Below are 22,190 nucleotides of genomic sequence, written 5' to 3' on the forward strand. Positions count from 1 at the left end.
GAGCCGCTACCGCGGTCTGCCCATGTCTTCTGTCGCTACCCCCACTGCGCTTGCACCTGCCAGGCTGCCTTCGCCTGAGCGGGCATCGGGCTTTTTTGCCCACCACGGTCTCTGGTCGCCCGGTGTGCGGCTGTTCCGGCGCCTGAACTTCGCGTCGAAGGCCCTGGTCATTTCCCTGGCGCTCGTCGTGCCGCTGCTGCTGCTGCTGGGGCTGCAAGTCTCCAACCAGTACCAGCAGTCGATGCAGGCCCACCTGTCCGCCACCCGGCAGCAGGTCGAGACCGCCCATGGACTCCTGGCCTGGTTCCAGGCGCAGGAACGGGCCGGCACGCTCACCCGTGCGCAGGCGCAGCAGTCGGCCCGGCAGGCGATCGCCGCGCTGCGCTACGACGGGGACAACTACTTCTGGATCAACGACCTGCAGATCCGCATGGTCATGCACCCGGTCCAGCCCCGGCTGGACGGACAGGATCTCGGCAATCTGCGCGATCCCGATGGGGTGGCCATCTTTCGCGAGTTCGTCGAGACAGTCCGCCAGCATGGGGAAGGGGCTGTGCGGTACCGCTGGCCCAGGCCAGGCAGTGCAGACCCCGTGGACAAGCTGTCCTACGTGAAGGGATTCACCCCCTGGGGCTGGGTGATCGGCTCGGGCCTCTACGTCGATGACGTGGCGGCCGCGATGGTCCGGCAACTGCAACTGGATGGCGCGATCCTGGCGGGCACCCTGCTCGTGGCGGGATACCTCTTCGTCAGTTTCTACAAGGTCATCAATGGCGGGCTGCTCGAAACACGCCGCCACCTGCGGGCCATGACCGACGGTGACCTGACGACGACGCCGCACCCCTGGGGCAAGGACGAGCCGGCCCAGCTGATGCACGACCTGCGGGCGATGCAGGACGCCCTGCGCCACATGGTCCGGCGGGTGCGCCACTCCAGCCAGGAGATCGTGCACTCCACCGACGAGATCGCCACCGGCATGACCGATCTGTCCAGCCGCACGGAGCAGGCCGCCGTCAGCCTGGAGCAGTCGGCCGCGTCGATGGAGGAACTCACGGCAACCGTCAGCCACACGCTGACCAACACCGAAACCGCTGCCCAGGTGGCCCGGCAGAACGCCGAGATCGCCAGCGAGGGTGGTCGGGTGATGGAGGAGGTGGCCCTGACGATGGAGGAGATCCGCCTGGCTTCGGCGCGCATCGGCGAGATCATCAGCACGCTGGACGGCATCAGCCTCCAGACCAACCTGCTGGCGCTCAACGCCGCGGTCGAGGCGGCCCGTGCGGGCGAGCAGGGGCGGGGTTTCGCGGTGGTCGCTGGCGAGGTGCGCCTGCTGGCGCAGCGCAGCACGCAGGAAGCGCGCGAGATCCGCGGGCTGATCGCCAGCAGCGTCAGCCAGGTCGAGACCGGCACGGCGGTGGTCCGCAAGGCCGGGGCGGCGATCAGCGCCATCGTCGCGTCCTCGCGCCAGGTCAATGAACTCCTGGACGGCATTGCCGCCAGCGCCCGCGAACAGAACATCGGCATCACGCAGATCGGTCAGGCCGTCCACGAGCTGGACCGTGCCACGCAGCACAACGCGGCGCTGGTCGAGCAGACTGCGGCCGCTTCGGCGGCCATGCACGATCAGGCGCAGGTGCTGTCCGAGGAGGTCTCGCAGTTCCGGTTGCCTGCCGGCATGGCGGCGATCCAGGAGGCGCCCGCCACGGCTGTCGGCGAATTCGATTTCTCCAGCGCCATCGAGGCCCACCGGCAATGGAAGGTGCGGCTGCGCTCCGCCATTGCCGAGCATGGCCAGCTGGATGCGCAGACCCTTTGCCGCGACGACCGCTGTCCGCTGGGGCAGTGGCTGCATGGGCCGGGCGGGGCCCGCTGGGGCCAGCGTCCGCTGTTTGTCGAACTGGTGGAGCGCCACGCCACGTTCCACCGCACGGCCGCTGACGTCGCGCAGACCATCAACCGCGGGCAATACGACGAGGCCAGGCGCCTGATCGGCGCCGGCTCTGCCTTCACGCAGGTATCGACCGAGGTGGCTTCGCTGCTGACCCGCGCCAAGCGGGAGCTTTGAAGCCGCTCAGCCGGTCTGTGCGCGCAGGCGCCGCGCGGCGTCTTCCGCCCGGGCATCGTCGATCTCGCGCACCACGCTGCCGACATCCACCGGCCCTTGCTTGTGGACAAAGCGCCCCGTCAGTGGCGTTTCGGTGCGCAGCAGGCCGCGCTCGTACAGCGCCCAGAGTTCGTGGCCGTAGTCGCTGCGCAGCAACTCCGGCGCGAAGCGGCCGAAGAAGTTGCGCAGGTTCTCCACGTCGCGCAGCAGCATGCGCTTGGCGTGGTTGTTGCCCGCGGCGTCCACCGCCTGCGGCAAGTCGATGATCACCGGTCCGTCCGCCCCGAGCAGGATGTTGAACTCCGACAGATCACCGTGCACGACGCCGGCACCGCACAGCATGCGCACCACCTCGGCGATCAGCGTGGCGTGGTGGCGGCGGGCATCGACCGGGGTGAACTCGACGTCGTTGAGGCGCGGCGCGGCATCGCCGTGTTCGTCCGTCACCAGCTCCATCAGCAGCACGCCGTCCAGGAACAGGTAGGGCTGTGGCACGCGCACGCCCGCCGCGGCGAGCCGGTACAGCGCATCGACCTCGGCGCTCTGCCACGCGGCTTCCGTCGCCTCGCGGCCGAATTTGGTGCCCTTGGCCATGGCGCGCGCCTGGCGGGTGTTCTTGACCTTGCGGTTTTCGGTGTAGTCCACGGCCTGCCGGAAGCTGCGGTTCGTCGCTTCCTTGTAGACCTTGGCGCAGCGTGTGTCCTCGCCGCTGCGCACGACGTAGACCGTGGCTTCCTTGCCGCTCATCAACTGGCGCACGACCGTGTCGATGAGACCTTCCTCGATCAGCGATTGCAGTCTTTTGGGTGGTTTCATCGGGCGATTTTGCGCCAGCAGCGGGCCGATGGCTGATTTGCGTTCCGTCAATACGGTGCGGGGTATATGGCGCATGATGCACGATCTGACGCAACCACCGGAGAACACCATGCCTTCCTTCCTTTCGACCACGGTCGCTGCGTCCTCCGCCCGTCGCCAGCTGCTGGCGGCGCTGGTGCTGCTGCCCTTGGTGCACGCGCTGCCAGCGACGGCAGCGACGGTGCTGAAGGACAAGGCCCGCTCGGCGATGGTCGCGTTCGATGCGGTCTACATTCCTGCACTGTTCCTGACCGGCAGTGCCGGCAAGAGCGCCGACGGTCCGGCGAAGGCCGAGGCCGCGATGACGCGGCTGCTCACCGACTGGGCGTCCCGCCGCGCAGGGCTGGTGGCGGCAGTGCCCGGTGCCAAGGTCTGGACCGATGCCCTGGGCAAGGTCGGACGCCACCTGACCGAAGCCGGCCAGCAGGTTGCCAGTCGCCGCTGGGAAGAATCGCACGCGACGCTGGAACACGTGCGCGAGGCGATGTTCGAGGCCCGCCACGCGCTGGGCGTCGATTACGCGCTGGACCACTACACCGCCTACCACGGCGCGATGGAAGCCCTGGCGAACGCCACCACGGTGCAGCGCCCCGCGATGGAAGCGGACTACGCCAAGGCCCGTGCACTGTGGCGTGGCCTGGAACAGGTCACCATTGATCCGGCCGCCTACGGCCTGTCCGCGCCACGCCAGGCCCAGCTGGTGAAGGCGCTGGCCGACGAGACCGAGGCCCTGAGCCGGCTGTCATCGGCCCTGCGCGGCGCCAGCGATGCCGACCTGCTGAAGGCGGCCGCAGCGCTCAAGCCACCGTTCGTGCGGGCCTATGTGGCCTTCGGCTGGGCGCCGGGCGAATCGCCGGTCCTGCCGGGCTGAGCGGGTTGCGCCCACAGCCGCCGCAGCACTTCGGCGGCCCAGTCGGTGAGCGACCGGCCGTCCCAGGGTTCGGCCAGCGTGTACTCGTCGCCGTCGATCACGGCGCTGTGCGTCAGCAGCGCGTGGCCGTCCACCGACAGCGTCACCCAGCCGCGCTCGCCAGCCTCCCAGCCGAGGTGAATGGCGCCATCGGGCTGCACCTCGATCTCGCCCGGGGGCCACGCCGGTTCGGTGGCCAGCAGCGCGAGCAGGCGCTCGGCTTCGGCTTCGGTGGCTGGAGTGGGGGGTGTCCACGGGCGGTCGGCGCCGAGGAGGCGGGCTTCATGGAGCGCGGTACGGAGTGTTTCAGAGGACATGGCAGCGTAGGATATCCCCTTGACCGGCGCATCGCCGGTTGATGAACCCCACCCTGTATCGATCGGAGATCACCATGCCCAAAGGCCAGCGCAGCAGCAAGGAAGCCAAGAAACCGAAGAAGGACACCTCGCCGCCGAAGCCGATGTCGTCCGACCCGGTGCGTCCCACGGTCACGACGGTCGTGCCGGATCGCTCGAAGAAGAAGGCGTGACCGGCTCGGGTGCTGCCGGTGCGGCCGGTGGCGCCTCAGCCCGCAGCGCTTTCAGCAGCCGCTGACCCGCCCGCCCGCTGACCTCGTGGCCGAGGCGGGCCTGCTCGGCGCGCACCGCGGCCTTGCTGCGGTCGCCGAGCATGCCGTCCACCTCGCCGATGTCGTGGCCACGGGCGGACAGCAGCGTCTGCACCTCGCGGCGCTCGGCGCGGGACAGGCCGGCATCGTCGGTCGGCCAGGGCGTCGCGAACGGGCTGCCGCCGCGCAGCCGGTCCGACAGGTGCGCAATCGCCAGCCCGTAGCTCTCGGCGGCGTTGTAGCTGTAGAGCGCGTCGAAGTTGCGCGTCACCAGGAAGGCCGGCCCGGCCGCTCCCGCCGGGGTCATCAGCCCGGCGGCCTCCGTCCCGGCTGGCAAGGGGCTGCCATCCGCGAGCCGCAACCCGGCCGCCGCCCAGGTGCTCAGCGGCTGGCGGACCTTGCGCCCTTGTCCGGCGACGGAAAACCCCGCCGGCAGCCGCACCTCCCAGCCCCACACCCGCCCGTCCTGCCAGCCCGCCTTGGCGAGGAAGTTGGCGGTCGAGCCCAGCGCGTCCGGCACGCTGTCCATCAGGTCGCGCCGGCCATCCCCATCGAAATCCACCGCCAGCCGCTCGAAGGTGCTCGGCATGAACTGCGTGTGCCCGAAGGCGCCGGCCCACGAGCCGACCAGCCGCTCCGGCGCGATGTGGCCCGCCTGCAGGATGCGCAGCGTGGCGAACAGCTCGCCGCGGAAATACGCCTGCCGCCGCCCGATGCACGACAGCGTGCCCAGCGCCTGCACCAGCGGGTACTTGCCGAAGGTCTGCCCGAAATTGCTCTCCACGCCCCAGACCGCCACGACCGTGGCCGGATCGACGCGGTAACGCGCCTGCACCTGCGCGAGCACCTCGGCGTGCTGCGTCAGCAGGGCACGACCTTGTTCGACCCGTTCGTCGTCCACCAGCCCGGCGAGGTAGTCCCAGATCGGCGTCCGGAACTCGGGCTGGAAGTTCAGCTTGTCGATCACCGTCAGGTCGGCGGCGAGGCCCTCGACATGGCGGTCAAAGGTGTCGCCGCGCACGCCCGCGGCCTGCGCGGCGGGTTTCAGGTCGGCCAGGCAGCGGGAGAACTCGTCGGCCTGGGCCAAGGCGGTCGAACAGGTCAGCGCGAGGGCCGCGGCGGTGCAGCAGGTGGACAGGGTCATGGGGCGGGATCGTGGGCAGGGGCGGGGACGTCGTTGTCCAGTTCGATGTCGCAGTCGCAGCCGACACCGGCCGCGATCATCCGCCGCGCGCCGCGCTGCAGCAAGCCGGCCAGTGGTCGCCACCCGGCCGGCAGCACGTCGCGCCGACCGACCAGCACGCCGCAGAGGTAACGCGCCTGCGCGTCGTCCCATACCAGCGCGCGGCAGGCGCCACGGCGTCGCCCGCTCAGCAGCATCCCGATCGGGCAAGGCTCGCTCAGGCAGCACACGCCGCAGCCGTTGCACGGTGCGCCCCAGGCTGGCTTGGGCGGGGCCTCGGCGTGGATGGCGATGACGCGCGGAGCAGCGGCCATGGGGGTGGCCTCAGCGCTCGCGGAAGGATTCGTCCAGCGTGCGGATGATCGGGTAGAGGAAGTAGGAGATCACCCGCCGCTGCCCGGTGATGACCTCGCCGCTCATCGTCATGCCGGGCAGCAGGCGCGGCGGCTCCTTCAGGCCGTCCAGCCGCGTGTCCTCCAGGGTGATGCGGGCGAGGTAGTAGTAGTCGGTGCCGCCCAGCGGCGCCGGGCGGCTGAAGGCGTCGGCGCTGACGCTGCTGATGCGTCCGGTGGCGGTGCCGTGTTTCTGGAAGGGGTAGGCGTCGATCTTCAGGCGCGCGGTGTCACCGGCGCGGATCTCGGCGATGTCCTCGGGGCGGATCTCGACCTCGGCCTCCAGCGTCTGCCCGATCGGGACCAGCGTCAGCAGTGGCTCGGATTCGCGCACCACGGCGCCGACCGCCACCTTGCCGATCTCCAGCACCACCGCGTCCTGCTGCGCCACCAGCGTGACCAGCGACGAGCGCAGCCGCGCCTTGTTGGCCTGCTCGGTGACCTCGTCGCGCTCCTGCACGGTGGTGGAGAGCTTCTCCATCGCTTCCTGGCGCCATGCCTTGCCGAAGGTGGTGCGCTCGGCCTCGACGGCGGCGATCTCGCGCAGGATCTCCTGCTCGCGGTTGATGGCCTGCGTGCGGTCGCGCTGGACTTCTAGCCGCTTGTCCTGGATCTCCAGCCGCTGCGCGCGCGAGACGAACTGGCTGTTCTCCAGGTCCGTCTGCATCTTCTCCAGTTCCTCCAGCGCGGCGACCCGCCGGGCGAGCGCGGCCTGGTCCTGGCGGTTGGTCTCCAGCGTGGCCTTCAGGCGGGCGATGCCTTCGTCGAACTGGCGCATCCGCGCGGCGAAGGTGGCCTGCCGCTCGGCCAGCAACTGCGACTGCAATGCGCGCTGGCCGATGTCGCCGTTGGTGCTGCGGGCGCCGGGGGTGGGGGTGTGCGTGCCGTCGACTTCCCGCTGCAGGCGCTGCGACTGCAGCGTCAGCGTCTCGCGGCGCGAGTCGAGCTGGCGGGCGTCCGCGCCGGCGAAGGTCTGGTCGAGTGTCGCCAGCACCTCGCCCTTGCGCACCACCTGCCCGACCCGCACGTGCAGGCTGCGCAGCACACCGCCTTCGAGCGGGCGCACGGTGAGGTTGGCGACCGGCGCGACCAGCCGGCCGGTGCCGGTGACGAGGCGGTCGATCTGCGACACGCTGGCCCAGGTGATGGCCGTGGCGATGAGGGCCAGCAGCGCGTACAGGGTCCAGCGTCCGCTGGCGGGCGGCTCCTGCAATTCGATGGCGCGCGCTTCGGGCACGAAGTCGCGCAGGAGCTGGTCTACCTGGGCAGCGTTGGCGACGGGCTGGGCGGCGGCGGGTGGGTGGGTCGTCATCGTCGTGGTCCCGTCACAGGCTCTGCATCTGCTGGCGCCACAGCAACTGGTAGATCTCGCAGCGCTTGACCAGCTCCTCGTGCCGCCCGGCGTCCACGATCAGGCCGCGGTTGAGCACCATGATCGCGTCCGCCTTGACCAGCGTGGACAGCCGGTGCGAGACGATGATCACCGTGCGGCCTGCGGCGATGCGGCCGAGGTTGGCCAGGAAGATGGCCTCGGACTCGGGGTCGAGCGCGCTGGCGGCCTCGTCGAGGATCAGGATGCGTGGCTGCAGCAGCATCGCCCGCGCGATCGCCAGCCGCTGGCGCTGGCCGCCGGAGAGGTTGGTGGCGTTTTCCTCCAGCAGCGTGTCGTAGCCCTGCGCCAGCCGCTCGATGAACTCGTCGGCGCCGGCGATGCGGGCCGCTTCGACGATCTCCTCCAGCGACGCGCCCGGCTTGGCGATGGCGATGTTGTCGCGCACCGTGCCGCGGAAGAGGAAGTTCTCCTGCAGCACCACGCCGATGCTGCGCCGCAGGTGGGCGAGGTCGATCTCGCGGCTGTCGACGCCGTCGAAGCGGATGACCCCTTCCTGCACCGGGTAGAGGCCCTGGATCAGCCGCGTCAGCGTCGTCTTGCCCGAGCCGCTGCGCCCGACCACGCCGACCACCTTGCCCGCGGGGAGCGTGAAGCTCAGCCGGTCCAGCGAGGGCGGGGCGTTGGGGGCGTAGCGGAAGGTCACGCCGTCGAACTCGATCTTGCCGGTCAGCACGGGCTCCAGCCCGCCCGAGGCCCGCATGCCCTCGGCCGGCCGGTTCATGATCTCGCCGAGCATCTTCACCGACAGCGCCGTCTCCTGGTACTCATGGACCAGCGAGACGATCTGCACCAGCGGCGCGACCACCCGGCCCGACAGCATCTGGAACGCGATCAGCGCCCCCACCGTCATGGTCTGGTCGAACACCGCGTGCGCGCCGACGGCGATCACCGCCACCGGCATCAGCTTCTCCAGGAAGCCCATCACCGCCTGCGCGGTCATCGAGATGCGGCCGACCTTGAAGTGCAGGCCGATGGTCCGCGCCGAGCGTTCCTCCCACTCGCGCCGGCGCTGCGGCTCGATCGCCATGGCCTTGACGGTGCGCATGCCCTGGATGGTCTCGACCAGCATCGCCTGGCGGTCGCCGTCGGCGGTGTAGAGCGCCTGCAGCCGCGCCCGGAACGCCGGGATCAGCGCGAACACCACCGCCCCGATCGCCAGCGCGAAGGCCACGACGATGCCGGTGAGCGTCGGCGAATAGAAGAACAGCATCGGCAGGAACACGATCAGCACGCTGGCGTCGAGCAGCGTGAAGAACATGCGCCCGGTCAGGAACTGGCGGATCTTCTCTCCCTGCTGCATGTGGCGGGTGATGACACCCGCGGTGCCGGTGTCGAAGAAGGTGATGGGCAGCTTCAGCAGGTGCGCGAAGGTCTTGCGCGCGAGCTGCATGTCGATGCGGTTGGTCGCGTGCAGCAGGTGGTTCTGGCGCAGGTACGTGAAGATCGCCTCGAACAGCAGCGCCAGCACGATGCCCGCGGTCATCACGTACAGCGTCGAGTAGCCGCGGTGGACGATCACCTTGTCCACCACGAGCTGCGTGAAGATCGGCATGGCGAGCGCCAGCACATGCAGCACCAGCGCGCTCACCGCCACGTCGCGCAGCAGGTGCCGCTGGCGCAGCAGCTCGGGGATGAACCAGCGCAGGCCGAAGGGCTGGCTCTCGTCGCTCAGGGCGTAGTCGCGTTTCACCAGGAGCACGTCACCGGACCAGGCCGCTTCGAAGCGCTCCTTTTCCAGCAGGAAGATCGCGTTGGGCGGCTGCGCCAGCGGGTCCAGCACCGCGACCGCCGGCCCCTCGGTCGTCTCCTTGCGCGCCACGATCACCACGAAATGCCCGTTCGACAGCACCGCGATCATCGGCAGCGTGTCCTGCAGCTTGTCGAGGTCGGCCCACTGGATGCGCGTGCGGCGGGCCTTCAGGCCGAGCGACGCGGCGGCGGCCAGGAGCTGCTCGGGCGCCGGCGTCTGCGCGGTCATGCCGTCCAGATGCGAGCGGCGGATCTGCTCCTCGGAGGTGGACAGGCGGTGGTGTCGGGCCACGGCGACCAGGCAGTGCAGACCGGTGTCGAGGGGCGGGGTTTCGTGGGGCAGGGGGGCGGTGGCCAACGGGGCGGTCCAGAAGTGGTCCAAGCGGGGACCGCCAGCATATCTGCCAGATCAGGCATCGACCCCCTGCTTTGCGGGGGATGTGTCCGCCACCTGCACATGCAACCACCGCTGCGCCGGGTCGATGTCATGCCGCCGGTGCCACACCATCTGCAATTGCAGCGGCGGCAGCTTCACCGGCAGCGGCCGGCACACCAGGTCCTCTGCCGCACCCGTGACCGCCAGAAAGGCGCGCGGCATCACGGTCAGCAGGTCGGTGCGGGCGACGACCCGTCCGGCGGTGAAGTACTGGTTCACCGCCAGCACCACCCGGCGCTGCAGCCCCAGCCCGGCCAGCGCTTCATCGACCTGGCCGTGGGCGCGCCCCGAAAAACTCACCAGCAGATGCTCGGCGGCGCAGTAGTCCTCCAGCGTCAGCTCGACCGCCTCCAGCGGATGCCCGCGCCGCATCACGCAGACGTGTTCGCTCTCGTCGAGTCGCTGGTGGCGCAGCGGGGCGTTGGCGCCGAGGGTCACCTGCCGCGAGATCAGCTCCGGGAAGTGCCCGATGGCGAGGTCGGCTTCGCCCCGGTCGAGCAGCGGCGTCGGGTCGCGCGTGATCAGCGGCAGCACGCGCAGGTCCGCCAGCGCCCGCTGTTCCTGCAGGCGCTGCACCAGCGGCGGCAGCAGCAGCGCCGAGGCCGCATCCGCCATCGCCAGCGCGAAGGTGCGGGGCTGGTGGACCGGGTCGTAGTCGGTCGGCTCGAAGACGTGCCGCAGCTGCGCCAGCGCCGTGCGCACCTCGGGCCAGAGCGCGTCGGCCCGGGCGGTCGGCACCACGCCGAAGGCGGCGCGGGTGAACAGCGTCTCGCCCACGGCGTCCTTCAGCCGGCGCAGCGCGTTGCTCACCGCGGGCTGGGTCATGGCGAGGCGGTTGGCGGCGCGGGTGAGGTTGCGCTCGGCCATCACGGTGTCGAAGACGCGCAGCAGGTTGAGGTCGAGGGTGCGGAAGTTCATTCACAAATCGTATATCAATGATTCACACAACGACCTAACAGCATATCTAGGGTTTACCCCATACTTCGGCTCACCAAGGGTTAACCCTAAGGAGTCTGAAATGTCGATGGTTTTCGTTCCCGCTTCCAATCCCGCCACCGCCCGTTCGTTCGCGGTGTTCCTCGTCGATGCTGCGGCCAACGCGCTGCACAAGCTGTCCACGCGCATTGCCGAAGCCGGCCAGCCCTATGAGCCGCGCACCGCTGAAGAGCTGATCGAATGGGCCAACAGCTACGAGGCCACCCAGCCGTCGTATGCGGCTGACCTGCGCGCCGCGGCGCTGCATGCCCAGGAAATCGCTGGCCGCGCCAAGTACAACTGATCCTGCCGATCCCGTCGGATCCGGACGCAAAAAAGCCGGGCACACCGGCCCGGCTTCCTTTGCGTTCAGGCGCCTGAGGTCAGGCGCCCGAGGCGGGATCAGCAGCGCTCGAAGATCGCCGCGATGCCCTGACCGCCACCGATGCACATCGTGGCCAGCGCGTAGCGGCCGTTGATGCGCTGCAGTTCGTACAGGGCCTTGGTCGTGATGATCGCGCCGGTGCCACCGATCGGGTGGCCGAGCGAGATGCCCGAGCCGTTCGGGTTGACCTTGGCCGGGTCGAGGTCGAGTTCCTTCGACACGGCGCAGGCCTGTGCGGCGAAGGCTTCGTTGGCTTCGATCACGTCCATGTCGCCGATCGACAGGCCGGCACGCTTCAGCGCGATGCGGGTCGACGGCACCGGGCCGATGCCCATGATGGTGGGGTCGACACCGGCGTGCGCGTAGGTCACCAGGCGGGCGATCGGCTTCAGGCCGTGCGCCTTGACCGCCTCGCCGCTGGCCAGCACGACGGCGCCGGCGCCGTCATTGATGCCCGAGGCGTTGCCCGCGGTGACCATGCCGTCCTTCTTGAAGGCGGGGCGCATCTTCGCCAGGCTTTCCATCGTGGTGTCGGCCTTGACGTGCTCGTCGATCAGGAAGGGGACCATGCCCTTGCGGGTCTTGATCTCGATCGGCACGATCTGGCTGGTGAAGCGGCCTTCGGCGATGGCCTGCGCCGCACGGCGGTGGCTCTCGACCGTCAGCTCGTCCATCATCTGGCGCGTGATGCCGTACTTCTCGGCCACGTTCTCGGCCGTCAGGCCCATGTGGATCTTGTGGAACGGGTCGTGCAGCGCGCCGACCATCAGGTCGATCACCTGCGTGTCGCCCATGCGCGCGCCCCAGCGGTTGGTCGGCAGCAGGTAGGCGCCGCGGCTCATGTTCTCCGCGCCGGCACCGATCGCCACTTCGCAGTCGCCCAGCAGGATGGCCTGGGCCGACGAGATGATGGCCTGCAGGCCCGAACCGCACAGGCGGTTGACGTTGAAGGCGGGCGTTTCCTGCGAGCAGCCGGCGTTCACGGCGGCCACACGGCTCAGGTAGCAGTCGCGCGGCTCGGTGGTGACGACGGTGCCCATCGCCAGGTGGCCGACGGCGTCGGCCGGCACGCCGCTGCGCTCCAGCGCGGCCTTGACGATGGTGGTGGCCAGATCGACCAGCGGCGTGTCCTTGAGGGTACCGCCGTAGGTGCCGATGGCCGAACGGGCTGCGCTGACGATGAATACTTCGCGGGTCATGGTGTCTTCCTCCAGGGGTGGATCGGGGATCCGGAATCAGGGTTCGGGTTCGAGGTTCAAGTGCGAGCGCAAACGGTACTCCGCCTGCAATACAGATTGCTGACGAACGTCAATGCCGGCGATCAGGGGGCGTCGACGTCGGCCGTGTCGCCGCCGGACGGCGCCGTGTCGTAGTGCTGGCGCAGCCGCTCCAGCCCTTCCCGGTAGGCCTGTGCATCGCCGTATTCGAAGAAGCGCGGGTAGCGGTCGTGGGTGGCGACCATGCGCCGGGCGTGCTTGATCGGGCACCAGTACTGCTCGGTGCGCGCCGCCGCCTCGCGCAGGTAGGCCGCCACGCCGTTGCCGTACGAGCAGTAGAAGCAGTTGAACTTCTCGATCACGTTCAGGTAGGGCAGGTCGGTGCGGTCGAAGACGATGTAGTCGCTGCGGCGCGCCTTGGGAATGCCGTAGACCGGAAAGCAGACCGCCTGGTAGACGGTGACGAACAGGTCCATCACCACGAAGGCGATGAACCCCGCATAGATCACCGGCGCCGTCAGCACCGCGGCCAGGCTGCTCTGTGCGAGGTAGCGCCACATCCCGACCTTGTGCTGGCGCTGCAGGTGCATCACCTCCTGCGCGAACTTGACGCGGCGGTTCTCGATCACGAACTCGATCTCGCCGCGCCGGCGGGCGAGTTCGGCTTCGAGTTCCGCTTCGAGGTGCTGCATGCGGGCGAGCAGGTCGTCGAGGTGGGTGTTCATGGGCGGATCTTCTTACACTGCACGGTTCACGCGTCCCCTGATGATGCAGAACAACAGTTACTGGACAACAAGATGAAGTCGGCCCTGTTCGTGGATTTCGACAACGTGTACTCGGGCCTGCGCAAGCTTGATCCGATGATCGCCGAGCGTTTCGGCCGCCAGCCCCTGGAGTGGGTGCAGTGGCTCATCAAGGACCTGGCGCTGCCGGATGGCGCGCCGGCGAACGCGCAGCGCCGGCTGCTGGTGCGGCGGGTCTACCTCAACCCGCAGGTCTACCAGCGCTTCCGGCCCTCGTTCAACCACGGCGGCTTCGAGATCGTCGACTGCCCGGCGATGACCAGCGAGGGCAAGACCAGCACCGACATCCACATGGTGCTCGACATGGTCGACCTGCTGCAGCACCAGGTGCACTACGACGAGTTCATCGTCTTCTCCGCCGACGCCGACTTCACGCCCGTGCTGCGCAAGCTGCGGCGCTGGGACCGGCGCACGACGGTGCTGGCCGTGGGCTTCCCCTCGGCCGCCTACCGCGCTTCGGCCGATCTGCTGATCGACACCGACCTGTTCGTGCGCGATGCGCTGGACATGGGGGTGCGGGAGTTCGACGAGCCGCCGCTGCCGGTGATCTCGCCGCCGGACGCGTCGCCATCCCCGGCCCCCTTCACGCCGTCGATGCTGGCCTACCCTGCAGCCGCCCCTGTCCCGGCCGCCCCGGCATTGCCGACCGCCGACGCCCTGGTCGAGCGCATCCGCGCCGAGGTGGCGCGGGCGGATCTGCCGGTGCCGTGTGCCCGTCTGGCGTCGCGCCTGATGCACGAATACCCGGGGCTGTCGCCGGACTGGCTGGGGCAGGGCGGCTTCCGCCGTTTCCTGGAGTCGCTGGCCCTGGCGCCGCTGGTGCTGGACTGGGGGGCCTCGGGCGGGCATCTCTACGACCCGGTGCGCCACGTGCTGCGGGCGCCGTCACCGGCCCGCAGCAGCTTCGATGCCACGGACTGGGGCATCGAGCCGCCCCTGCTGGCGCTGATCCGCCAGGTGCACGACACCACCGGCGTGCCGCTGCTGTCGCCGCGGGATTTCCGGGCGCTGTTCGATGCGGTGGCGTCCGATGTCGCCGACCAGCCCTTCCAGCTCAACGACACCGGCAAGCGCGTGCGCGACCGGCTGCGCGAGAACGGCCACGATGTCAGCCGCGAGTCGGTCAACTGGGTGCTGCGCGGGCTGCTGCTGTGCGGCCACGAGTTCGGGCGTGGCGAGGACGACGTGCCGACGCTGTCCTACCGACTCGTCGGCAACCTGATCAACCTGTGCCGGCGCGAGCAGGTGCTGATGGACGACGGGGCGCCTGCCCTGCTGCAGCGCTGGGTCAGCGGCAAGATTGCCAGCGAGGCGCCGGAGCTCTGAGTCGCGGTCCCTGACGGTGTGCTGACAGAATGGGGCATGACCACGCCCCATCCCCCGCATCCGTCCGCACCGTCGTCCACGCTGGAGGCGCTGCGTCTGCCCCCGTTCCACCTCGACGACGCGGGCATCGCCTGGGTCGCCGACCAGCTGCGCACGCTCACCACCAAGCAGAAGGTGCGCCAGCTCTTCAACGTCGCCGCCCACGGCGATGACGAGGCGCAAGTGGCCGCCCTCGCCGCGCTCGGCGTCGGCGGCGTCACCCGCTTCGGCGGCGCGGACCTCGACGCGAGCTGGCGCGCCACCCGGGCGCTGATCGAACGCAGCGAGATTCCCTTGCTCATCAGCGGCGACATCGAGGGCGGCGCGATCGGCCTGCCGTTCGGGACCGCGCTGCCCAACCAGCTGGGATTGGCGGCCACAGGGTCGACCGCGCTGGCGGAGGAGGCCGTCACCGTGCTGGCGCGGGAAGCGCGGGCGATGGGCTACAACTGGACCTTCACGCCGGTCACCGACCTCAACGCCGCCTTCCGCAGCGCCATCGTCGCCACCCGCTCCTACGGCTCGGACCCGGACACCGTGCTGGCGCAGGCCCGCGTCAACGTCGCCACGTTCCAGCGCCACGGCATCGCCGCCACCGCCAAGCACTGGCCGGGCGAGGGGTTCGATGACCGCGACCAGCACCTCGTCACCACCATCAACCCGCTGGACATGCCTGCGTGGCGCGAACACTTCGGGCGGATCTACCGCGGCCTGATCGACGACGGGCTGATGACGGTGATGTCGGCGCACATCGCGCTGCCCGCCTACGCGCGTGAACACGGTGCGACCGGGCTGGAGCTGTGCCGGCCGGCGTGTGTGTCGCGCTGCCTGAACGAAGACCTGCTGCGCGGTGAACTCGGCTTCAACGGCCTGATCGTCTCGGACGCGAGCGGCATGGCCGGGCTGTCGAGCTGGGCCAGCCGCGCCGAGTGCATCCCGGAGGTGATCGCCAACGGCTGCGACGTGCTGCTGTTCCCGAGCCCGTTCGAGGCGGACTTCGGCCACGTCCTGCGCGCGCTGTCCGATGGCCGGCTCACCGAGGCGCGGGTCGAGGAGGCGGTGACCCGCGTGCTCGGCCTGAAGGCGGCGCTGGGGCTGCACCGCAAGACGCTGGACGAGCTGCTGCCGCCACTGGAACAGGCGCGCGCCGTGGTCCGCCAGCCGGCGCATCTGGCGGTGGAGCAGCGCGTGGCGAGCGCCAGCGTGACGCTGGTGAAGGACGTGCGCGGGCTGCTGCCGCTCAGCGTCGAGCGCCACCGCCGCATCGTCGTCGTCACCGATCCGGCGCGGGGTGGCTTCGCCGGGCAGGCACCGAAGGAGCTGGAAGTGCCCGCGCTGCTGGCCGCGCACGGCTTCGAGGTGCGCGCCTTCGATACCGCGCAGCCGCCGACGCCCGCCGACACCGACCTCGTGCTCTACCTGCTGGCGCAGGAGTCGCTGCTGGTGCAGTCGCACATCTATCTGGACTGGGCGCGCCTGCACGGCCACTGGACCACGGCGATGCGCCGCTACTGGCACGACATCCCGTGCGCGCTGGTGTCGTTCGGCCAGCCGTATTACCTGTACGACGCGCCGCGCATGCCGTGTGTCGTCAACGCCTACACGGCGGCGTCGCCTGTGCAGCATGCGGTGGTGCGCAAGCTGCTGGGCGCGGAGGCGTTCACGGGGATCAGCCCGGTGGATGCGTTCTGCGGGTTGCCGGACGCGGCGTACTGACGGCCCGTGACCAGACTCGCCCGCGATCGGTGCCAGCCCGTCGATGCCGTCCGTGTTTCCCCTCCGCTGAGCAGCACGCACGGCACGGCGAACGGATGACCGTGGCTGGCGGTCTGTCGGGCAAGTCCGGCCAGCGTCGTGCCCATGGCACGGGCTTCGCCTTCGAGGTCATCGCCGAGCACCCAGGGCGTGACCCCGGCCGATGCGCTGGCCCAGCAGTCTGTCGCCGCCCGACTCAGCGGCGGCTGGTCTGACGGCGGCCCTTCAGGCCGAGCGCGCCCAGGCCGGCCAGCAGCATGGCCATCGTGCCGGGCTCGGGCACCGGTGCCGTCAGGGGGGCCGTCGTCCAGATGTTGGCGGCTGGGCTGGAGGTGTAGCCCGAGCTGCCGATCGGGCCCAACAGCCCGATCTGCGTGTCCTGCAGACGCCACAGCCCGTTGCTGGTGTAGGCGTACAGACCCATGCTGCTGAAATGGCCCATGCCGAGGGTGCTGTCGAACCAGAACGTCGCGCTGATGCCGTTCTGGAAGCTGGAAATGGCTTGGCCCCGGATGGTACCGGTGATGCTGGTGATGGCCTCGGGGCTGCTGGCGTCGCCGGCGGTGGTGATTTCCATGTCGACGACCAGCGGCGTGCCGAGCGGCGGGCTGAACGGGTTCGCCTCGTTGAACGTCCCGCTGAAATCGACCGTGAAGGTATCAGCCTGGGCCTGGCCGGCGCAGCACAGCAGCGCGGCCATGGCGGTGGCGATCAGGGTGGTTTTGTTTCGTGCTGGCATCGTGTCCTCTATATAGAAAAACGCATCCGAAAGTGGATTTTTGTCAATCTACATGGCAACTTTTGCGATCGATACGGGTACTCCCGTGATCACGGGGCATGTTGCAAACGATGAAAGACGGAGAGACGGATTCTTTCGCCCGAGCGATCCCTCTGACCCTCGCGAATGCGGGGGGAGGCCACGAGAACGCTGGCTGTGCCCGGTGTGGATACCCGTCTGGGGAAATCTCGCTGAACATTGCCGCTGGCCTGGGCGACGACGAGGGCTGCCTGGGCCTGTACCGCGAGATGCCGGCGCTGTCAGCCTGATTCGACCGGTGAGTACCTGACTGACCGCTCAAGCGTCGAAGTCGATCAGCACCTTCATCGCCCGCCGCCGATCGCTCGCCAGCTCGAACGCCTCCCGCGCCTGCGCCAGCGGATAGGTCCGCGTCACCATCGGCCGCAGATCCACCCGCCCCTCGTTGATCAGCCGCACCGCCAACGCGAACTCGGCGTGGAAGCGGAAACTGCCGCACAGGCTCAGCTCCTTGGCGACGATCAGGTTCTGCGGGATGTTCACGTCGCCGCCCAGGCCGAGCTGCACCACCACGCCGCGCGGGCGCATCACGTCCAGGCCCGCCCGCAGCGCCCGCTCGTTGCCCGAGCACTCGATCATCACGTCGAAGGTGCCCTTGTCTGGGCTGTAGCGCGCGACCCAGTCGGTGTCGGTGGCGACGTTGATCGTCCGGTCGGCGCCCATGGCCTGGGCGACGGCCAGCGTCTCGTCGGTCACGTCGACCGCGACGATCTCCGCCGCGCCATGCACCCGCGCCGCCGCGATCGCCAGACACCCGATCGGCCCGCAGCCCGACACCAGCACCCGCTTGCCCAGCAGCGACCCGGCCCGCGACACCGCGTGCAGCCCGACCGAGAACGGCTCTGCCAGCGCCGCCAGCGTCAAGGGCACGCCCGACGCCACGGTCTCGCACTGCACCGCGTTGCACACCAGCAGCTGCCGGAACGCGCCTTCGACATGCGGATCGCGCATCGCGCTGCCGTAGAAGCGCATCTCCAGGCACTGGTTCGGCAGGCCCTCCAGACAGAACTTGCACGTCCCGCACGGCCGGCTCGGGTTCACCGCCACGCGGTCGCCCACCTGCACCCGCGTCACGTCCGGCGCCACCGCGATCACCGTGCCGGCGACTTCATGCCCGAGCACCATCGGCCGCTTGATCCGCACGGTGCCGAAGCCGCCGTGGTGGAAGTAGTGCAGGTCCGAGCCGCAGATGCCGCCCATGCCGACCTGCACCGTCACCTGGCCCGGCGCCATCTCGCCCGCGTCCTGCTCCTCGATGCGCAGGTCGTCCGGCGCGTGGATCAGCAGGCAGCGGCAGCGCAGGCGCAGCGGGCGGCCGGTCATGTCATCGGCGATGTCATCAGTCATCGGATCTCCTCGGAATGTGCGGGCCACTATAGCGACGCGCCGCAGGTGGACAAGGCGGGTTTCGCGGGTTGACCTTTCCGGGCGATGTCGCTACTTTCATATGATGAATAAACACCCCAGCTTCGATCTCACCGGCCGCATCGCCCTCATCACCGGCTCCAGCAAGGGCATCGGCCTGGCGCTGGCGTGTGCATTGGCCTCGGCGGGCGCCCGCGTGGTGCTCAATGCGCGCGACGCCGATCGGCTGGAGGCGACCCGCGCCGCGCTGGCCGGGCAGGGCATCGACGCGGCCGCCTACGCCTTCGACGTGACCGACGCCGACGCCGTGCAGGCCGGCGTGGCGCGCATCGAGGCGGAGGTCGGCCCGATCGACATCCTCGTCAACAACGCTGGCATGCAGCACCGCGCCCCGTTCACCGAGTTCCCGCTCGACGCCTGGCACCGCATCACGACGACCAACATCGACAGCGTCTTCCTCGTCGGGCAGGCGGTGGCGCGCTGCATGGTGCCGCGCGGTCGGGGCAAGATCATCAATGTCTGCTCGGTGCAGAGCGAACTCGGCCGCCCCGGCATCGCGCCCTACACCGCCACCAAGGGCGCGGTGAAGATGCTCACCAAGGGCATGGCGATCGACCTCGGCAAGCACGGCATCCAGGTCAACGGCCTCGGCCCCGGCTACTTCAAGACCGAACTCACCAGCGCGCTGGTTGCCGATCCCGCCTTCACCGCCTGGCTGACCGCACACACGCCCTCGGGCCGCTGGGGCGATGTGGAGGAGCTGGGCGGGGCGGCGATCTTCCTGGCGTCGGATGCGTCGAGCTTCGTGAACGGCCACATCCTGTATGTGGACGGGGGAATCACGGCGAGTCTCTGAGCAGACTGCGGACGGCGGACATCGGTACACCGTGCAGGGCTTCACGGTGTTGTCACGTCCGCCACCTACTGTCACGGGTTGCCCTTGTTTCATCACCCCGTGCAGAAGGAATCCGCCATGTCTTTCCCCAACCTCCGTCAGTCGGCCATCGCCCTGGCCGTGTCGATGCTGGTGACCCTGGCCGCCTGCGGCGGCGGTGACGACACCCCCAAGACCGACACCGTCCAGGCCTCGACGCCCGATGCGACGATGCATTTCAACCGGGTATCGACCTTCACCATCTGTGCCCAGGTGGGGTCTTCCTGCGAGTCGGCGACTCCCGTCAACGCCGAGATCGTCGCGGCCAGCACCGACGGCATGACGCTGGTCTACACCAGCGGTCTGAGCAAGCAGATCGGCTTCGTCGACATCACCGATCCGGCGGCGCCGGTCGGTCTGGGATCGTTGACGCTGGACGGCGAGCCGACCTCGGTGGCCGTGGTCGGGGCGCATGCACTGGTGGCCGTGAACACCTCGGCGTCGTTCACCGCGCCGACCGGCAAGCTGGTGGTGGTGCACATCGCCACGCGCACCAAGGTGGCCGAGCTGGACCTGGGCGGGCAGCCGGATTCGGTGGCGGTCAGCAAGGACGGCCGCTACGCCGCGGTCGTGATCGAGAACGAGCGCGACGAGAGCGTCAACGGCGGCGCGATCCCGCAACTGCCGGCCGGCCGCCTGGCGATCGTCGATCTGGTCGGCGCCCCGGCGGCGTGGACCCGCCGCGATGTGGCGCTCACCGGCCTGGCCGCGCTGTACGGCACCGACCCGGAACCCGAGTACGTCTCGATCAACGAGGACAACGTCGCGGTCGTCACGCTGCAGGAGAACAACCACCTCGCGCTGGTCGACCTCGCCACCGGCAAGGTCAGCGGGCATTTCTCCGCCGGCAGCGTGACGCTGACCGACGTCGACCTGACCGACGAGCGGCCGAACCTCGTCCAGTTCAACCAGACCCAGGCCGACCGCCTGCGCGAGCCCGACGGCGTGACCTGGGTGTCGAAGACCCGCTTCGCCACCGCCAACGAAGGCGACCTCAACGGCGGCAGCCGCGGCTTCACCATCTTCAACACCGACGGCAGCGTGGCCTTCGATGTCGGCATGGACCTCGAATATCGCCTCGCCCGCATCGGCCACACCAACGACCGCCGCAACGACGCCAAGGGCAACGAGCCCGAGAACGTCGCCTTCGGCCGCTTCGGCTCGACGGACTACCTGTTCGTCGCGTCCGAGCGCTCCAGCGTGGTGGCCGTCTACGACATGAGCCAGCCGACGGCGCCGGTCTACAAGCAGGCGCTGCCCGGTGCCCTGAGCCCGGAAGGGTTGGTGACGATCCCGTCGCGCGGCCTGATGGTGTCCGCCAGCGAGGTGGACGACCGCAGCCTGCCAGCCCGTGCGGCGCTGAACCTCTACCGCTACCAGAAGGCCGCGGCCCAGTACCCGACGATCCAGTCCGCCGACCGCGCGGACGGCAAGCCGATTCCGTGGGCCGCCCTGTCCGGCATGGTGGCGGCGCCCAGCGGCAACACGGTGTACGCGGTCGACGACAGCTTCTTCCGCGCCAACCGCATCTTCACGGTCGATGTCGGCGTCACGCCCGCCGTCATCCGCAGCGAGCTGCGCATCACCGACACCAACGATGTGCTGAAGACCTTCGGCGCCACCTTGCCGGCCGCCAAGGACAACCAGGCCTTCGACCAGACCGACGTCACGGCGATGATCAACGCCGACAAGACGGTGAACCTGGATCCGGAGGGCATTTCGCTGGCCAGCGCCGGTGGCTTCTGGATCGCCTCGGAAGGCGCGGGTTCGAAGACCGCCTACGAGACCGGCCGCAACATCACCTCGGCCAACCTGCTGCTGCGGGTGTCGGCGACGGGGGTGGTCCAGGAGGTGGTGGCCCTGCCGGACGCGGTCAATGCGCTGCAGGCCCGCTACGGCTTCGAGGGCGTGGCCGAGTCGAACGGCAAGCTGGTCGTGCCGATCCAGCGCGCCTGGCTGGGTGAGACGATGCCGCGCATCGCGGTGTACGACCTCGCCACCAAGACCTGGCAGTTCCATTTCTACCCGCTGGACACGGCGACCTCGCCCAACGGCGGCTGGGTGGGGCTGTCGGAAATCACTGCGCTCGGCAACAACCGCTTCCTGGTGGTCGAGCGCGACAACCAGAACGGCCCGGACGCCCGCATCAAGCGCCTCTACCGCATCGACCTGACCGGCGTGGCGGCCGGCGGCACGTTGACCAAGACGCTGGTGCGCGATCTGATGCCCGACCTGCGTGCCACCCAGGGTCCGGTGCTGGAGAAGATCGAGGGCCTGGCGGTGCTGGCCAGCGGCGAGGTGCTGTTCGTCACCGACAACGATGGCGTCAACGACAGCAGCGGCGAGACGCAGCTGGTGCGGCTGGGCAAGATCCTGAACTGAGCGGCGGCGGGGGCGGGCCGCCGTCATGCCTCACATGCTGTCGAGAAGATGCGGGGCTCTGACCTATGATGGCGCGATGCCGGTCGTCTTCCGCCATCGCAACTTCCGCTTCTTCTTCTATTCCAACGAAGGCAATCCGCGTGAGTCGCTGCACATCCATGTGCAGGGCGATGGGGCCGAAGCGAAGTTCTGGGTGCGGCCCGTCTGCCTGGCCCACAGCGACGGATTCGACGCTCGAACACTGCGCGAACTGGCCGCAGTCATCGAGACGAAGGCTGACCAGATCGAAAGGACGTGGAATGACTACTTCGCCTAAGTCGGTGCGTTTCGACGACAACAGCCTGTGGGTCGATCTGACCGATGGCCGGGTGATCGCGGTGCCGCTGACGTGGTTTCCACGGCTGCTGAGCGCCTCGCCGCAGCAGCGCGAGCAGGTGGAACTCAGCCGCTACGGGCTGCACTGGGAGGCGCTGGACGAGGACATCTCGGTGGCTGGCTTGCTGGCGGGGCAGGGCGACATGACCCGCCAGCATCCCAAGGCGGCCTGAACTGCCCGGCTCACA

General features: G+C 69.3%; 21 protein-coding genes. 10 read left to right on the top strand and 11 right to left on the bottom strand.

Annotated features, from left to right (window positions below; translation table 11 throughout):
• The first annotated feature begins 22 nt into the window (after window positions 1-22).
• The gene (locus BDD16_RS10820) at window positions 23-2,065 is read left to right on the top strand and encodes a methyl-accepting chemotaxis protein (RefSeq protein WP_179633962.1); all 2,043 of its coding nucleotides are present in this window, start codon (window positions 23-25) and stop codon (window positions 2,063-2,065) included.
• 6 nt (window positions 2,066-2,071) lie between these two features.
• Here BDD16_RS10820 and BDD16_RS10825 read toward each other — a convergent pair whose 3' ends face one another.
• The gene (locus BDD16_RS10825) at window positions 2,072-2,920 is read right to left on the bottom strand and encodes a PA4780 family RIO1-like protein kinase (protein ID WP_179633963.1); all 849 of its coding nucleotides are present in this window, start codon (window positions 2,918-2,920) and stop codon (window positions 2,072-2,074) included.
• 109 nt (window positions 2,921-3,029) lie between these two features.
• Here BDD16_RS10825 and BDD16_RS10830 point away from each other — a divergent pair, with 109 nt between their 5' ends.
• The gene (locus BDD16_RS10830; RefSeq protein ID WP_179633964.1) at window positions 3,030-3,830 is read left to right on the top strand and encodes a hypothetical protein; all 801 of its coding nucleotides are present in this window, start codon (window positions 3,030-3,032) and stop codon (window positions 3,828-3,830) included.
• On the opposite strand, the gene BDD16_RS10835 is transcribed toward BDD16_RS10830, so the two are convergent.
• Window positions 3,779-4,186, bottom strand: a complete 408-nt coding sequence (locus tag BDD16_RS10835) for a hypothetical protein (RefSeq protein ID WP_179633965.1) — start codon at window positions 4,184-4,186, stop codon at window positions 3,779-3,781. The genes BDD16_RS10830 and BDD16_RS10835 overlap by 52 nt on opposite strands.
• Window positions 4,187-4,260: 74 nt before the next feature.
• Between BDD16_RS10835 and BDD16_RS10840 the strand changes: the two genes are divergently transcribed.
• Complete coding sequence (locus BDD16_RS10840; RefSeq protein ID WP_179633966.1) at window positions 4,261-4,398, top strand: hypothetical protein; 138 nt, start codon at window positions 4,261-4,263, stop codon at window positions 4,396-4,398.
• Here the strand turns inward: BDD16_RS10840 and BDD16_RS10845 are convergent.
• Genes BDD16_RS10845 through BDD16_RS10865 form a run of 5 tightly spaced genes read right to left on the bottom strand, consistent with a single transcriptional unit; the run spans window position 4,358 to window position 10,547 of the window.
• Window positions 4,358-5,620, bottom strand: a complete 1,263-nt coding sequence (locus BDD16_RS10845) for a lytic murein transglycosylase (RefSeq protein WP_179633967.1) — start codon at window positions 5,618-5,620, stop codon at window positions 4,358-4,360. The two genes, BDD16_RS10840 and BDD16_RS10845, sit on opposite strands and share 41 nt — an antisense overlap.
• Complete coding sequence (locus tag BDD16_RS10850) at window positions 5,617-5,973, bottom strand: hypothetical protein (RefSeq protein WP_179633968.1); 357 nt, start codon at window positions 5,971-5,973, stop codon at window positions 5,617-5,619. The genes BDD16_RS10845 and BDD16_RS10850 overlap by 4 nt, the downstream gene beginning before the upstream one ends.
• A 10-nt stretch (window positions 5,974-5,983) precedes the next feature.
• Window positions 5,984-7,363 carry an HlyD family type I secretion periplasmic adaptor subunit gene (locus tag BDD16_RS10855; protein WP_179633969.1) on the bottom strand — a complete coding sequence of 460 codons (1,380 nt, stop codon included), beginning with the start codon at window positions 7,361-7,363 and terminating at the stop codon, window positions 5,984-5,986.
• 13 nt (window positions 7,364-7,376) lie between these two features.
• Window positions 7,377-9,551 (bottom strand): peptidase domain-containing ABC transporter, encoded by a 2,175-nt coding sequence (locus BDD16_RS10860; protein WP_246332519.1) that lies wholly within the window; start codon window positions 9,549-9,551, stop codon window positions 7,377-7,379.
• 51 nt (window positions 9,552-9,602) lie between these two features.
• Window positions 9,603-10,547 carry a LysR family transcriptional regulator gene (locus tag BDD16_RS10865; protein WP_179633970.1) on the bottom strand — a complete coding sequence of 315 codons (945 nt, stop codon included), beginning with the start codon at window positions 10,545-10,547 and terminating at the stop codon, window positions 9,603-9,605.
• Between the two features lie 100 nt (window positions 10,548-10,647).
• Between BDD16_RS10865 and BDD16_RS10870 the strand changes: the two genes are divergently transcribed.
• On the top strand, window positions 10,648-10,908 hold the full coding sequence (locus tag BDD16_RS10870; protein ID WP_179633971.1) for a hypothetical protein: 261 nt from the start codon (window positions 10,648-10,650) through the stop codon (window positions 10,906-10,908).
• A 98-nt stretch (window positions 10,909-11,006) separates the two neighbouring features.
• Here BDD16_RS10870 and BDD16_RS10875 read toward each other — a convergent pair whose 3' ends face one another.
• Together BDD16_RS10875 and BDD16_RS10880 are read right to left on the bottom strand one after the other, a co-directional pair.
• Window positions 11,007-12,188 carry an acetyl-CoA C-acyltransferase family protein gene (locus BDD16_RS10875; RefSeq protein ID WP_179633972.1) on the bottom strand — a complete coding sequence of 394 codons (1,182 nt, stop codon included), beginning with the start codon at window positions 12,186-12,188 and terminating at the stop codon, window positions 11,007-11,009.
• A 122-nt stretch (window positions 12,189-12,310) separates the two neighbouring features.
• Window positions 12,311-12,931 (bottom strand): hypothetical protein, encoded by a 621-nt coding sequence (locus BDD16_RS10880; protein WP_179633973.1) that lies wholly within the window; start codon window positions 12,929-12,931, stop codon window positions 12,311-12,313.
• Window positions 12,932-13,003: 72 nt separating this feature from the next.
• Here BDD16_RS10880 and BDD16_RS10885 point away from each other — a divergent pair, with 72 nt between their 5' ends.
• Window positions 13,004-14,335 carry an NYN domain-containing protein gene (locus BDD16_RS10885; RefSeq protein ID WP_179633974.1) on the top strand — a complete coding sequence of 444 codons (1,332 nt, stop codon included), beginning with the start codon at window positions 13,004-13,006 and terminating at the stop codon, window positions 14,333-14,335.
• Window positions 14,336-14,371: 36 nt separating this feature from the next.
• The gene (locus tag BDD16_RS10890) at window positions 14,372-16,090 is read left to right on the top strand and encodes a glycoside hydrolase family 3 protein (protein ID WP_179633975.1); all 1,719 of its coding nucleotides are present in this window, start codon (window positions 14,372-14,374) and stop codon (window positions 16,088-16,090) included.
• 235 nt (window positions 16,091-16,325) lie between these two features.
• On the opposite strand, the gene BDD16_RS10895 is transcribed toward BDD16_RS10890, so the two are convergent.
• Complete coding sequence (locus BDD16_RS10895; protein WP_179633976.1) at window positions 16,326-16,868, bottom strand: PEP-CTERM sorting domain-containing protein; 543 nt, start codon at window positions 16,866-16,868, stop codon at window positions 16,326-16,328.
• Window positions 16,869-17,204: 336 nt separating this feature from the next.
• Window positions 17,205-18,254 carry an L-idonate 5-dehydrogenase gene (locus tag BDD16_RS10900; protein ID WP_179636103.1) on the bottom strand — a complete coding sequence of 350 codons (1,050 nt, stop codon included), beginning with the start codon at window positions 18,252-18,254 and terminating at the stop codon, window positions 17,205-17,207.
• Between the two features lie 142 nt (window positions 18,255-18,396).
• On the opposite strand from BDD16_RS10900, the gene BDD16_RS10905 reads away from it, so the two are divergent.
• The 4 genes from BDD16_RS10905 to BDD16_RS10920 all read left to right on the top strand — a co-directional run bounded on the left by BDD16_RS10905 (window position 18,397) and on the right by BDD16_RS10920 (window position 22,175).
• Window positions 18,397-19,167 carry a glucose 1-dehydrogenase gene (locus BDD16_RS10905; protein ID WP_179633977.1) on the top strand — a complete coding sequence of 257 codons (771 nt, stop codon included), beginning with the start codon at window positions 18,397-18,399 and terminating at the stop codon, window positions 19,165-19,167.
• A gap of 117 nt (window positions 19,168-19,284) precedes the next feature.
• The gene (locus tag BDD16_RS10910) at window positions 19,285-21,627 is read left to right on the top strand and encodes an esterase-like activity of phytase family protein (protein WP_179633978.1); all 2,343 of its coding nucleotides are present in this window, start codon (window positions 19,285-19,287) and stop codon (window positions 21,625-21,627) included.
• A gap of 76 nt (window positions 21,628-21,703) precedes the next feature.
• Complete coding sequence (locus BDD16_RS10915; RefSeq protein WP_179633979.1) at window positions 21,704-21,943, top strand: DUF4160 domain-containing protein; 240 nt, start codon at window positions 21,704-21,706, stop codon at window positions 21,941-21,943.
• Window positions 21,927-22,175 (top strand): DUF2442 domain-containing protein, encoded by a 249-nt coding sequence (locus BDD16_RS10920; RefSeq protein ID WP_179633980.1) that lies wholly within the window; start codon window positions 21,927-21,929, stop codon window positions 22,173-22,175. Before BDD16_RS10915 ends, BDD16_RS10920 begins: the two co-directional genes overlap by 17 nt.
• Window positions 22,176-22,190: the final 15 nt, after the last annotated feature.

The organism is Sphaerotilus montanus (assembly GCF_013410775.1).
Lineage (GTDB): Bacteria > Pseudomonadota > Gammaproteobacteria > Burkholderiales > Burkholderiaceae_C > Sphaerotilus > Sphaerotilus montanus.

Coding starts and splice junctions, on each gene's coding strand:
- BDD16_RS10820 (WP_179633962.1), top strand. CDS start 23: ATGTCTTCTGTCGCTACCCCCACTGCGCTTGCACCTGCCAGGCTGCCT.
- BDD16_RS10825 (WP_179633963.1), bottom strand. CDS start 2,920: ATGAAACCACCCAAAAGACTGCAATCGCTGATCGAGGAAGGTCTCATC.
- BDD16_RS10830 (WP_179633964.1), top strand. CDS start 3,030: ATGCCTTCCTTCCTTTCGACCACGGTCGCTGCGTCCTCCGCCCGTCGC.
- BDD16_RS10835 (WP_179633965.1), bottom strand. CDS start 4,186: ATGTCCTCTGAAACACTCCGTACCGCGCTCCATGAAGCCCGCCTCCTC.
- BDD16_RS10840 (WP_179633966.1), top strand. CDS start 4,261: ATGCCCAAAGGCCAGCGCAGCAGCAAGGAAGCCAAGAAACCGAAGAAG.
- BDD16_RS10845 (WP_179633967.1), bottom strand. CDS start 5,620: ATGACCCTGTCCACCTGCTGCACCGCCGCGGCCCTCGCGCTGACCTGT.
- BDD16_RS10850 (WP_179633968.1), bottom strand. CDS start 5,973: ATGGCCGCTGCTCCGCGCGTCATCGCCATCCACGCCGAGGCCCCGCCC.
- BDD16_RS10855 (WP_179633969.1), bottom strand. CDS start 7,363: ATGACGACCCACCCACCCGCCGCCGCCCAGCCCGTCGCCAACGCTGCC.
- BDD16_RS10865 (WP_179633970.1), bottom strand. CDS start 10,547: ATGAACTTCCGCACCCTCGACCTCAACCTGCTGCGCGTCTTCGACACC.
- BDD16_RS10870 (WP_179633971.1), top strand. CDS start 10,648: ATGTCGATGGTTTTCGTTCCCGCTTCCAATCCCGCCACCGCCCGTTCG.
- BDD16_RS10875 (WP_179633972.1), bottom strand. CDS start 12,188: ATGACCCGCGAAGTATTCATCGTCAGCGCAGCCCGTTCGGCCATCGGC.
- BDD16_RS10880 (WP_179633973.1), bottom strand. CDS start 12,931: ATGAACACCCACCTCGACGACCTGCTCGCCCGCATGCAGCACCTCGAA.
- BDD16_RS10885 (WP_179633974.1), top strand. CDS start 13,004: ATGAAGTCGGCCCTGTTCGTGGATTTCGACAACGTGTACTCGGGCCTG.
- BDD16_RS10890 (WP_179633975.1), top strand. CDS start 14,372: ATGACCACGCCCCATCCCCCGCATCCGTCCGCACCGTCGTCCACGCTG.
- BDD16_RS10895 (WP_179633976.1), bottom strand. CDS start 16,868: ATGCCAGCACGAAACAAAACCACCCTGATCGCCACCGCCATGGCCGCG.
- BDD16_RS10905 (WP_179633977.1), top strand. CDS start 18,397: ATGAATAAACACCCCAGCTTCGATCTCACCGGCCGCATCGCCCTCATC.
- BDD16_RS10910 (WP_179633978.1), top strand. CDS start 19,285: ATGTCTTTCCCCAACCTCCGTCAGTCGGCCATCGCCCTGGCCGTGTCG.
- BDD16_RS10915 (WP_179633979.1), top strand. CDS start 21,704: ATGCCGGTCGTCTTCCGCCATCGCAACTTCCGCTTCTTCTTCTATTCC.
- BDD16_RS10920 (WP_179633980.1), top strand. CDS start 21,927: ATGACTACTTCGCCTAAGTCGGTGCGTTTCGACGACAACAGCCTGTGG.